Here is a 12,566-nt window from a genome sequence, read left to right on the forward strand (position 1 = left end):
ATATAATAAACTTAACATTTAACCAAAATCCCTATGGAACAAAAAAAAAGTGTATGGACAATTATTCTCGCCATCATCATCACAGCAATCATTGCCGGCGGCGGAGTATACCTATGGCAAAATCAACCCGCTAACGAGCCAATCTCTTATTCAACGGCAGAAGTATCAACCGTTTCGACAGGAACAAGATTATTTGATTGGACAGTGGAAGGATTAGAAAACATGGCTTTAGAATGTGGTTCCGAACACACAGAAGGATATTTTAAAAATCTGGTAGAAACTTACAAAGACACGTCATTAATTCATTACGCGTTTGAGTATAACGGCGAGAGTCAAAACCCAACCGCTTGGGGCATTTCACTATTACCCAATTTAATGGGTTATTCGTCTTTAGATGAATTCCAAAACGACTTCAATGTTTGCGCAGTGGGAGGCCTTTATCCAACAAGAATGAATGGAGATTGGCTTTTATTCGAAAGTTCATGCGGATCAGGATATTCGGATGATTCGGGGCTTCCTATCGGATGTGACGAAGTTAAAAAGGTTGTTGAACCAACAATCGAGTTCAATTAAAATTTAAAATTTCCCTTGTCTCCTTCTTCCCCCAACATCGTCCTCCTCTTCGGCGACGACCCGTTCCGCATCAAGGAAAAACTCGATGCGTGGAAAATCGCGTTTGTCCAAAAATACGGAGGCGACATCAATCTCGACGAGCTCGACGGCGAAACCCCGATCGACAATATTTTGCGTGCCACCGAAGCCATGCCGTTTTTAGGAGAAAGACGCCTCGTGATTGTCAAAAATCTTTTTCAAGGCCAGGACAAAGACGCGCTCAAAAAATTCGCGGAAAACATTGAAAAAACTCCGGAAACCTGCACCCTGATTTTAGTGGAAGAAAAAGCTCCGGACGAACGCACCACGCTCTTTAAAAAACTTCAAAAAATCGCACGATTGGAAGATTGCAAACCTCTCACCGGCGCTTTGCTCACCGAATGGATTCAAAAAAAAGCCCTCGAACACGGAGGTCACATCGACGCCCCAAATGCCTTATACCTCAGCCAAATCACCGAAGGCGACATGTTCACGCTCGACAATGAAATTCAAAAACTCGCCTCCTATTGTAGCCCCAATCCCATCACGCGTGCCGCGATCGACGAACTCGTGCAAGGCAGTCTGTCCCCTTCCATTTTTCGCCTCACCGATTCTCTAGGCCAAAAACGCGCCAAAGACGCGATCGAAACGTTTCATCAACTCGTAAAAAGGGGAGAAGAAATTCCAGGAATTTTTGGCATGCTGGTGAGACAAATTCGCCTCATCCTTCAAATTCTCGACGCCCAAAAAACCACCAAATCCGCGTCCGGCATTGCCGCCAAGCTCAAACAAAACCCCTACGCAGTTTCGCAAATTTTACCCGCGTGCCGCAACTTCAACGAAGCCGAACTCAAAACGATTTACGGAAAACTCCTCAAAATCGACCGCGACCTCAAAACCGGCGAAATCCGCTGGTCCACCACCGACCAAACCGAATATTTGCTGGCCATTGAACAGTTTATTATTGAAGTGTGCCAGTCACGAAGCGCAGCGGAGTGACTTTTCCCTTTCCTCTCCGTATTTCAACCACTTCTCAAACGCACTACTTACTTACTTTTTTTCTCCGGCCTACAATCAACACGGATATCAACCGTAGCACCTTCATCATCATCAGTTGGATTGGGTTTATCAGTCTTAGGCATCACTGAAGTAACGCATAAATGCGAGCCTCCTACTTCATTTCCACCCGAATTATTCACCGCCGCGTCTAAAACACATTCAACTTTATTTGATGGAACATGCAAAAATTGAATCACATTTTGCTCAGGTTCAACCGCAGTTGCTGCCGGCATAACAATAACAAACTGTCCGCAATTTGCGTCCACACGCGTCTTTACTGCATCGACCTGTAATTCACCTCTAGCTGAAGCAATAGGATATGCCCCTGCAATATCCGACACATCCAAATTTCTATGAGCACAGGCACCGGATGCGGCTGTAACTGTAGCGGCCAATAAAAGCGATCGTGGTATATTCAATAAAGACATAAAATAAAAATTTATAAATAATAGGAAAAATCATATCACTTAAAAATATTTTGTCAAGAAAAAGGACCGAAAATAAATTTACCCCTGTTCAATTCGTCAAAAAATTATAACGTAGGTTTTCTCCCCCACCACTCCATCGACTTCTCATATGCATCCCCCACTCTGAGCACGCGCCCTTCCTCAAACTGCGGGCCCATAATTTGCAATCCCACCGGCAACCCGGCTTTGGTGAATCCACACGGCACCGACAACCCGGGAATCCCGGCGGTTGAACCAGGAATCGTCAACGCATCCGCCATATACATAGCCAACGGATCGTCCAATTTTTCGCCAACTTTAAACGCAGGATAAGGAGAAGTCGGAGCACAAAGTACATCCACCTTTTCAAACGCTTCATTGAATTCTTGAATGATTTTAGTGCGCACTTTTTGTGCTTTGCGATAATACGCATCGTAATATCCCGCGGACAAAACGTACGTCCCGATCATAATACGACGTTTGATTTCATCCTGAAAACCTTCGCCCCGTTTATGGTAATAATAATCAATCAAAGAGTCTCCTTCGACGTTGGGTTTTGAACCAAATCGAATCCCATCAAATCGCGCCAAATTCGCCGAAAGCTCAGCCGGCATTAAAATATAATACAGCGCAATCGCATACTGGGTCATGGGCAAACTGATTTCCATGATTTTTGCCCCTTGTTTTTCCAAATGACGAATCGCTTCCCACACCAAATCTTTAACCTCAGTTTGTACTCCTTCGGCAAAATATTCCTTAGGCACTCCAATTTTAAGGCCTTTCACATCTCCGGTTAAAAGCGACACATAATCCGGCGCCAAAATCGATGGCATGGTCGTATCTCGAGGATCCGATTTTGCCAACGCTTGCAACACGAATGCCAAATCTTCCACTCGTTTTCCAAACGGCCCCACCGTATCCCACGACGACGCCATGGCCGTAACTCCAAACCGAGACACACGCCCATAAGTCACCTTAAGCGCAGGCACGGAACACAAAGCCCCGGGCTGACGAATCGAGCCTCCGGTATCGGTCCCGAGCGCATACGTACACAAATCCGCAGACACGGCCGCAGCCGACCCTCCGGACGATCCGCCTGCCACCCGTTCAAGATCCCACGGATTGTGCGTGGGCCCAAAACAAGAATGTTCGGTGGAAGAACCGCACGCGTACTCGTCGAGATTGGTTTTTCCCACCATCACCATCCCCTCTTTTCGCAACAACTCCACGGCTGTCGCATCGTACGGCGGCACAAACGTTTTCTGTCCCGGAGACGCACACGTGGTCAAAACCCCTTTGGTATTGAACAAATCTTTGATCGCGCAGGGCAACCCCTCGAGCAATCCGATTTTTTCTTTTTTCGCAATTTTTTGATCGGTGCGCGCGGCCGATGCCAACGCCTCTTCTTCGGTCACGGTAATAAACGCATTCAATTGAGGATTGTATTTTTTAATCCGTTCCAAACACGACTCTGCCAATTCTTTTGCGGAAAATTTTTGCGCCACAAGCCCATCATGCGCTTCGCGAATCGTTAATGCTGCCAGACACGAAGCGGAGCGAAGTGTCCTAGCATTTTCGTCCCCATGAAATTTTGAAGATATTTTTTGCATAAAAGTTACATAACGGGTTTCACCCGAATTTGATTTTCCTGCACCGGCAACGGCGTGCACTTCAACAACTCCTCCGGATCACAAAAACGCGCCACTTTATCCTCGCGCAACACGTTTTTCAAACCCGTGACCTGAGCGGTGGGCTCCACATTCTCGGTATCCACTTCATTCAAAATATCGATGTACTCAAAAACGCTCGACAACTGTTTGGAAAACTTTTCCACTTCCGCCTCAGTGAGATGCAATCGCGCCAACTTGGCTACATGCCGCACGGTCTGATCCGTAATTTTTACCATAAAAAAGATTTTTTAACTTCATTTACAATATAGGAAAAAGCCCCTATTCCACAATTAAATTTTTAATAATCTTAATCAGAGTCTCTTTTTCTCGAGGATGGCTCTCCGCCACCAACAACGCCAACGCGGTCAACGCATTGTCATTGATTTTTCGTTCTCCGGATTTCTTAAAAAGAAAATCGTTTTTATCCAAAAAATAAACAAACAAAAATGATGCAACACGTTTATTCCCATCCAAAAACGGATGATCTTTAATGATAAAATACAAAAAATGCGAAGCCTTATCTTCAAGCGTAGGATACAATTCTTTTTTGCCAAACGTTTGATATAACCCTTTAATAACCCCTTCAAAACTCCCTCCCCGCTCATGACCAAATAAATCGCTCGCCTCTTTTTTAGTTCTCAATTCTTTTTTAACTTCCGTAACAATTTGACTACAGCGTTCATACGTCAAAACAAATTTAGGTTTTCCACCTTTCTTAAAATGTAATTGCCCCTTATCATATCTATCCAATAACGATAATGTTTTTGCATAACCAGAGAGTAAATTTAAAATCTCCGCTTCTTGCCCAACCAGCAATTTTTTTCGAGATTTTTCTTGCAAAAATAAAACAGCAGTTTGCAATTCATTAAATTTTTCTTGCACTTCTAAAAGACGTTTCTCATTGATCGCATACCCTCGAATCAAGTAATTTTTCAACATTCGGGTCGCCCAAACACGAAATTGCGTGGCTTGTTTTGAATTGATTCGATACCCAACAGAAATAATGGCATCTAAATTATAAAACTGGGTTTTATATATTTTCCCGTCCGCCGCAGTATGTTCCAAAATGGAACGTACTGATTTCTCCTTCAATTCCACGGATTTAAAAATATTGTTTAAATGCTTAGTTATAGCCGGTCTTTGAGTCCCGAAAAGCAAAGCTATTTGATTTTGAGTCAACCATATATTTTCTTTTTCTATCCGTACATTCAACTCCACTTCATTTTTTGAAGTCTTATAAATAAAAATGTCGCCTTTTTGTAAATTATTTTTCTTCATATCGAATATTTTAAAAAAGCCTTCTCAGTATATTTAAATCTCCGGGTTTGATCAAATCTCACAAAAGGGTAAAATGCGAGTATGAACACCACGGCCAATGTCAAAAAAGTCGCTTTTCTCTTTTTCCTCGCCTTCATGGGAACCCATTTATTGGCCACTTTACTGACCTCCAATGGTTACGCGTGGACGATTTTGCCCATTCTCCGAAACAGCCTCGACCTCCCGGCGCTCATGTCCGGAATCCTATACGCCTTCGCGAGCATGAAACTTTATTTTGAAGAAGCGGGTAAAAAAACCGATCTTTTCGACCTCATCGCCGGCATCGTGGGTGGTATTGTATTGATGGCCGCGATTGTGGTGGATTTTTTCATTGATTAACTTTCTCTCATGAAAACCCGCGTGATGGCTTTTGGAACCTTTGAATACTTGCATGCCGGGCATGAAAGTTATCTTAAAAAAGCCGCCGAACTCGGCGAGGAATTGATCGTGGTGGTGGCGCGAGACCAAACCGCGGAAAGCATTCGGGGCTATCAACTCAAACGCAACGAACGCCAACGCCTCAAAGCTGTGGAAGCGCTTCCTTTTGTGACCAAAGCCGTGCTGGGCGATGCCAAAGACAAATACAAAGTGCTCAAAAAATTCCGCCCTTCAATTCTGGCTCTCGGCTACGATCAATTTGTATTCACGCAACAGCTCCCCAAAATTCTCATCAACCTCGCCCTGGACGCCAAAATTATTCGCCTCCCTTCCTATAAACCCGAGATGTACAAAAGCACATTGATACGAGAAAATGAAGGGCCCGACAATTCCGACGAAACATCCAAAATTACCGTTTAGCGCTACTTTGGTTCAACAGCATGCAAAGCTCCCTCACGAGTTCTTTCTTGCCAAACCTGCCAATCTTCAAGCGTAATCATGCCATCGGGCTTTTTTGAACCATTAGGCCCTGCCACATCATCTTTAGAATCCACAAAACAATCTTTATTCATATCAAAAACTCCATATTTCCCTTGGAAACGATCATAAGTTCTTGTGAATAATTGATTCACAAGTAAAAAAGTATTTTTCTTTTCATCTTGCGCTAGCAAAGCTAAAGGATCTTGTGTAACGGGGTCTGTATGCCTTCCTTCAGCGGTTTTACATTGAGATGTTTTCTCCGATTGATCAGCCAAATATTTCAAACCCGCTTTAAGATCAACATTATCAAGACCACGCCACCGGCTAACCCCAAGCGAAACGACAGGTTCCACCCATTCTCCTAAGACATGGATTTTCCCATCTTTATCCGCCGAATCCTTTGAAAAAGATCGCTGCATTTCTCTATCCCCTAAAGTATTGAAAATAATGGCTTCTAATCCATCATGCTGGCGAATAAAAGCGGAAACATCTTCAATACATCCAACCGGAGTTCCTTCTCGATATAAAAAAGGAGCATGATCCTCAAGATAGTATTGCTCATCAAAATCAAATTCGTTAAAACGAATAGCATCTTTGAATCGCTGCGCTTCGCATTCCGCTATCGTCAAAAGATGGGGCGCTTCAACCGCAACAGACATGGGAGTAGTTGGCAGATCCTTTGCTTCAGCAGGACTATTGAAAGCCAGGGCTAAAGCGAGCGGCGCATGAGAGAGCATTATTGATGGATAACGAATTAGATAATATTAAAACATGTATTCGAAATAAAGTCAAACCATTTGTCCCCTCCAGCCATTCGTGGTTCAATATAACCATGATCTCCTCCTCCTCCTTCCGCCGAAGTCTTCATCTTGCCCTCGACAATCTTTTCCGCAATAAATTTCTCACCTTCGGAACCGTACTCGTAATGGCGTTGATTTTATTTATTTTCAACATTATTTTTAGTGTCAATTCGCTCGCACAAAACGCCATTCAAGACCTCAAGGCAAAAGTCGATTTAATCCTTTATCTTGAGGACAACGCGGATTCTTTGCGCGTGAATCAACTTGTCAAAGATCTTGATACATTCCCGGAAACCACAACCGTCACCTACACCTCCAAGGAACAAGCGCTCCAAGATTTTCTTAAAAAATATTCCGAAGAAATGAACCCGTTTTCCACCTACGACCTCGAGAACCCCCTCCCGGCCAGCATCCAAATCATCACGCAATCGCCCGAAGACCACGAAACCATTCTCACCTACTTGGCGCAAGAAGGTTATAACGATCTTCTCCTCGACACCGAGAGTCGCGCGGAAAACGCCCAAATCGTAGACAACCTTTTAAAAGTCACGGATTTCAGCCAAAAAATATTACTCGGCATCGTGATCGCCTTCATTCTCGGCAGTACGCTCATCATCGCCAATGTGATCCAAGTCACGATTTTTCACCGCAAGCGTGAAATTAAAATCATGCGTTTGGTGGGAGCCGGGATCAACTTCATCCGTTCGCCCTTTATGATTGAAGGAGCGATTTACGGGATGAGCAGTGTGGTCCTCAGTTTTGGATTTTTCCTCATATTCGATTCTCTCGTCGACCTTTCCAGCATCACATTTTCAAGTGGAGAAATTCATTACGCTTCCCTGCTCCTTTTCCAAATCGCAGCCGGCCTGTTCTTGGGCGTATTGAGTAGCCTGATCGCCATCAACCATTATCTGAAACAAGACCTTATTTCATGAAGGGAGCCTTCACCACCACCGGAATTATTCTTGGAAAGCGCGATTTCGGAGATCAAGATCGCTTCATCACCGTGCTCACTCAGGACCGCGGAAAAATCACATGCATGGCCAAAGGCATCCGGAAAATTTCCAGCCGCCGCAATCCACCCATCGAACTCCTCAATCGAGTGAATCTTTCATTATGGAAAAGCACGCACCACTATTACCTCACGCAAACCGTGTTGGAAGAACGTTTTGCAGACCTCAAAACCACCATGGATCGTCTCACCTCCGCTCTGTTTCTCGCGGAATTGGTGGAGCGCCTTACCCCGGAAGAAACCCCACTCCCCGAACTTTATCAACGCCTCAACGAAGCCTTATCTCTCATGAGTTTTTATCCGGACCAACACGAACGCATTCGCGTGGCCTCGGTCCTGCAAATCCTCGATCGACTGGGATTCCTTCTCGATTTCCGGAAATGCGGATCCTGTCATAATCTTCTGCCCAAAGAAAACGCATTTCTCGATGAAAAACACTTCAATCTCGAATGTCGTTCTTGCGCTGAAAAAAACTTTGGATTTAAACATGAACTCCCGCTCGACACCTTGAAAATCCTTCATTTTTTACGACAACACCCACTCTTGGCCGTACTACAACTCAAACTCGAAGACTCCCATGTCTTAGCCTTAAACACTCTGGGCCGACTTTTCCTTTCCCAAAATCTGTACGAACCGCTCCGGTGCGAAGCATTTTTGGGAGAATATTAATACGAAAGGGGCACCTACTGTTTTTTTACTGAAACGACCCCATCGACTCTCTCCAATTTAGACAAAAGCTCGGCCAATCGATCGTAATTCAAAATATCCACGGAAAGATCGCGCGTCACCCGACCCCCCTCTTTGGACACCAATGGAAAATCAACAATATTCACGCCCATGCCGGCAATGGCCTCAAAAACATCGCGTAAAACTCCAATGCGATCTTGCGCTTCAATCCGAATTTTAACATGATAATGAACTTCTCCGGCGTGCGCGGTCCAACTCGCGGGCAACAAACGTTCCGAAGGCGCGGTGGTGAGTTGATAACACCCGGCTCGATGCACACGAATCGTTTTCCCTCGCGTCACATACCCCACAATCGGCTGAGGAAAAACCGGCTTGCAACACGCGGACAACGTGATCGGAACATTCGCTTCCCCGGTAATGAGCACCCCCTCTTTCCCTAAAACCACTCCGGCCACTTGCGGGGTATGAGAAGGGGCCCGCTGCAAACATTCACCCAGTAATTCCTGTTCGGAAAAAATCCCGCGAACCACGGTATGAGGGAACAAAGTCCCTTCCCCCACCGTCTCAACAATATGCTCGCGATCCACAAGAGGAAGCACTTTCCCACTCCCGCCATAATGCTCCAACAATCGATACCCGGGCCCTAAAAGAGGCTTATTCAAACGTTTCAATTCTTTATTGATCAATTCTCTCCCCGCCTTGATATTTTTTTCATGATCCATGCTTTTGAACCAAGCCTTAATCTTATTTTTAGCCATCGCGGTTTTCACAAACGACAACCAATACCGATTGGGCTGAGGATCTTTTCGCGTCAAAATATCCACCATGTCTCCGCTCTTAAGCTCGTAATCCAATCCCACGATATGTCCATTCACTTTGGCTTGGAAGCAACGATTCCCAACATCCGTGTGCACCCCATACGCAAAATCAACGGGCGTGGACCCCACCGGCAAATCCTTCACATCTCCTCCCGGAGTGAGTACGAAAATGCGATCTTGAAAAACCTCTATATCACTCGAAGTCCCTTCTTTCGCCCCGTTTTCCGCGTGCAAATTTTGGAGCCCATACAACCAATCAATCTGATGTTGAAGCGCTTTGACGCGCGGATCTTGCGGCGAAGAACGTTTTAAAAAATCAAACAAAATCTCCGTGTCCTTCACGGAAAATCGATGCGCTTCCAACAACCGGCGAACTCGCGCCTCTCCTTCCTTGGCTTCACTCCCGGTTCGGGACAAACAATATTCAAGCTCGGTTCGTTGTTCGGGAAATTCGGACAATAATTCATACAATTGATTCAACAAACGCCGTCCCTGCAATAATTTTTCCACTTCCTGTCTCGGAATTTGAGTGGAAGCTCGTTTGGAATCCTCGTACCACCAGTGCGACGCAATCCCAAACTCGGATTCCTGATGCATGGACTTGGTACGAATTTGAATCTCAATGGGCTGTCGCGACAAGGAGGGCAAAAGCCCCATCACCGTAGTGTGAAGACTACGATAACCGTTCAACTTGGGCACCGCGATGTAATCCTTAAATCGGCCCGGCATCGGAGTCCATCGATTGTGAATCACCCCGAGCGTGGTGTAACAATCATATTCCTCATCCGGCAACACAATCCGAATCGCAAAAAGATCATAAATATCATAAATGGAATTTTTATTGCTCTTTTTCAACTTGCCATGAATGCTGTACAAATGTTTCACCCGACCCGACACTTCCCCCGGGATCCCTTCTTTTTTCAACAAATTGACCAACACCTCTTGCGCCTCTTCAATGTAGCGTTCATGCACTTTGCCGTGGGCCATCAATTCCTTTTGAAGCGCAAAAAAAGGCTTGGGATACAAAAACCGAAAACACAAATCCTCCAATTCGCTTTTGATCGAATAAATACCGAGACGCGAGGCGATGGGCGCGTACACATGAAGGGTTTCTTCAGCAATGCGTTTTTGCTTGAGTTCGGGCACAAACTCAAGGGTGCGAAGGTTGTGTAACCGATCCGCCAATTTAATAAAAATCACACGAAGATCCTTGGCCATCACCAAAAACATACGTCGCCACGTTTCCACTTGCGGTTCAGCGGACTGCATTTTAATCAAACTCAATTTGGAAACACCTTGAATCAAGCGCGTTACCTTGGGCCCGAATTGTTTTTCCACGGTTTTCATCGATGTTTCGGTATCCCCGATGTCATGAAGCAACGCGGCAATGATCGTGTCTTCATCCGGCTTGAGCGTTAACAAAATCTTAGCGGTTTCCAAAAGATGAAAAATATACGGATCCCCGGAAAATCGCGATTGCCCATGATGCGCCTCTTCCGCCAACGCAAACGCTTTTTGAACGCGAACCACATCCAAATCAGGATTGTATTCTTGCGCCGTTTTGATGAGAAAAGGGAAAGTGGTCACCATAGAAAAACCGTCGCAAATAAACCTTATGAGGCTGAAATAAATGTACCATAAAAAAAACTTTTTTAAAAGAAAGCGGTCAGGAAGAATTTTTGTTCGCATGGGAGCGAAACGCCTCGGATCATGATTCTCGGCGTTTCTTCCTTAAAAATGCTCACAGAAATTTTCCTTTCCCTCTTTCTTAAAATACAAAAATACGACACTTCAATTCACTGCGTGTCTATTTGCTATTCCAACGCTTCCTGTTCACTCAAAATCAAATCCAAATCCGAGTTCAATACATCCACCACTTGCACTCCGGCAATCAAGGCTTCCCGATTCATTTCAAGGTCGGAAATAAGAGGCAAAAGACTGTCCAAAACGGTTTCAAAATTATATTCCAACCGCCCAAAAGCAAAGAATTGAGCTTTCAATTCAACCTGTTGTTGCTTCAATTCTACAAATTGAGCCAACGCTTCTTCAGCCGAAGGCCCATCAAAAGCCTTCATTTCGGCAAAAAATTGTGTTTCCGCGGTTTGTTTTTCCAATTCAATCCCGTCATATTTAATTTTTAATTGAGCCTTAGTATCCACAACAGCCTGATAATTGGTCGCACTTTTATTATAATGATCTCTCAATGTTTGGATATGATCATCCAATGTTTGAGCCCGATCATTCGACCCGTTCAACAACGCGGGAACATCCACGTAATAAAGATTGTAAAGCGCTTCAAAATCGGAAAGAAACAATTGAAATTGGCTCTCTGCCGTAATCGGTGATTCTTCGCCCAATGAAACGCCAACATTCACCCCCGTTTCTCCAACGGGCAACGGCACAGGTTCACTCAAAAGCAATCCACTGTACACGGACGGATCCACCCAAACAGGACCGGTTTGTTGCGCGGGAGGCGTATTGTCAATCGGCGGAGTCACACTATCTTCCACCGGAGGAGGTTCAACATCCGTCGTCGTATCTTCTACGACCGGCTGATCGCCCGAATCATTTCCGAAGAAAGGAATCCCGTTTTTAAGCAATTTCGGCCCCAAAACAAATGCAAAAACAATCACAAAAACCACAAAAATAACTCCTCCGCAACAAAACTTGAGATGTCGCGGCGTTAAATTGGCTTCAGCCAATAATATTTCTATTTTCTTGGAAAGAGATTCATTGTTCGATTCATCTATTGGAGTCTCCAATTCTTTTTCAAGTTCGGAATCCGCGGAACGAACCTCTGAAACGACTTCCGCCTCAATCGGGGCTTCGGGCTCCTTGGCAACAGACTCTTCCTGCGAGGCAGCAAATGGATCATTTTGAAATTCATTCGGAGTATCAAGCGAAGAAACTGACGACAACGATTCTTCTTGCGGCCTTTGAGCCGGCGATTCATTCACGGATGCCGAATCAAAAGGCCCGGGGGTGTAAGAAGGAGAAACTGGGGCATCATCATCAAACGGGCTTTTATAATCATCAAAAGGCGCGGCAGGGGTCGAAGTGGGTGCCGTTGCGGGCTGCGGTTGCGCCCACGGATCAGGCTCTGTCACGGGAGCCGGGGTCGGCTCGGCAGAAACGGGTGGCTGCGGTTGAGCCCACGGATCCGGTTCTGTCACGGGGGCCGGAGTCGGCTCGGCAGAAACGGGTGGCTGCGGTTGAGCCCACGGATCCGGTTCTGTCACGGGAGCCGGGGTCGGCTCGGCAGAAACAGGTGGCTGCGGTTGCGCCCACGGATCCGGTTCTGTCACGGG

The 12,566-nt window shown here is 45.4% G+C and carries 11 protein-coding genes; 5 read left to right on the forward strand and 6 right to left on the reverse strand.

Going from position 1 to position 12,566, the window contains the following annotated elements:
* The first annotated feature begins 33 nt into the window (after nt 1-33).
* Complete coding sequence (locus WC882_05795; protein ID MFA5843147.1) at nt 34-573, forward strand: hypothetical protein; 540 nt, start codon at nt 34-36, stop codon at nt 571-573.
* Nucleotides 574-588: 15 nt separating this feature from the next.
* Nucleotides 589-2,085 (forward strand): DNA polymerase III subunit delta, encoded by a 1,497-nt coding sequence (gene holA, locus WC882_05800; protein MFA5843148.1) that lies wholly within the window; start codon nt 589-591, stop codon nt 2,083-2,085.
* A gap of 97 nt (nt 2,086-2,182) precedes the next feature.
* Here holA and gatA read toward each other — a convergent pair whose 3' ends face one another.
* From gatA to WC882_05815, 3 genes are read right to left on the reverse strand one after another with little or no spacing between them, the layout of a single operon-like run.
* The gene (gatA, locus tag WC882_05805; GenBank protein MFA5843149.1) at nt 2,183-3,706 is read right to left on the reverse strand and encodes an Asp-tRNA(Asn)/Glu-tRNA(Gln) amidotransferase subunit GatA; all 1,524 of its coding nucleotides are present in this window, start codon (nt 3,704-3,706) and stop codon (nt 2,183-2,185) included.
* Nucleotides 3,707-3,711: 5 nt separating this feature from the next.
* A complete protein-coding gene (gene gatC / locus WC882_05810; protein MFA5843150.1) occupies nt 3,712-4,002 on the reverse strand; it encodes an Asp-tRNA(Asn)/Glu-tRNA(Gln) amidotransferase subunit GatC in 291 nt (96 codons plus the stop codon).
* Between the two features lie 43 nt (nt 4,003-4,045).
* The gene (locus WC882_05815) at nt 4,046-5,044 is read right to left on the reverse strand and encodes a virulence protein RhuM/Fic/DOC family protein (protein ID MFA5843151.1); all 999 of its coding nucleotides are present in this window, start codon (nt 5,042-5,044) and stop codon (nt 4,046-4,048) included.
* Between the two features lie 81 nt (nt 5,045-5,125).
* Here WC882_05815 and WC882_05820 point away from each other — a divergent pair, with 81 nt between their 5' ends.
* Entirely contained in the window at nt 5,126-5,422 is a 297-nt protein-coding gene (locus WC882_05820; GenBank protein ID MFA5843152.1) for a hypothetical protein, read from the forward strand.
* A 9-nt stretch (nt 5,423-5,431) separates the two neighbouring features.
* Nucleotides 5,432-5,881: an adenylyltransferase/cytidyltransferase family protein gene (locus WC882_05825; protein MFA5843153.1), complete on the forward strand. Its 450-nt coding sequence runs from the start codon at nt 5,432-5,434 to the stop codon at nt 5,879-5,881.
* A 2-nt stretch (nt 5,882-5,883) separates the two neighbouring features.
* Here WC882_05825 and WC882_05830 read toward each other — a convergent pair whose 3' ends face one another.
* Nucleotides 5,884-6,678: a hypothetical protein gene (locus tag WC882_05830; protein MFA5843154.1), complete on the reverse strand. Its 795-nt coding sequence runs from the start codon at nt 6,676-6,678 to the stop codon at nt 5,884-5,886.
* A gap of 95 nt (nt 6,679-6,773) precedes the next feature.
* Here WC882_05830 and WC882_05835 point away from each other — a divergent pair, with 95 nt between their 5' ends.
* Nucleotides 6,774-8,339: a permease-like cell division protein FtsX gene (locus tag WC882_05835; protein MFA5843155.1), complete on the forward strand. Its 1,566-nt coding sequence runs from the start codon at nt 6,774-6,776 to the stop codon at nt 8,337-8,339.
* Nucleotides 8,340-8,436: 97 nt separating this feature from the next.
* Here the strand turns inward: WC882_05835 and WC882_05840 are convergent, their stop codons facing one another.
* Nucleotides 8,437-10,848 (reverse strand): bifunctional (p)ppGpp synthetase/guanosine-3',5'-bis(diphosphate) 3'-pyrophosphohydrolase, encoded by a 2,412-nt coding sequence (locus tag WC882_05840; protein ID MFA5843156.1) that lies wholly within the window; start codon nt 10,846-10,848, stop codon nt 8,437-8,439.
* A gap of 224 nt (nt 10,849-11,072) precedes the next feature.
* Nucleotides 11,073-12,566: hypothetical protein (locus WC882_05845; protein MFA5843157.1), on the reverse strand; the 1,494-nt coding region annotated here is incomplete at its 5' end.

The organism is Candidatus Gracilibacteria bacterium (assembly GCA_041658685.1).
Classification (GTDB): Bacteria; Patescibacteriota; Gracilibacteria; order UBA1369; family UBA12473; genus JBAZZS01.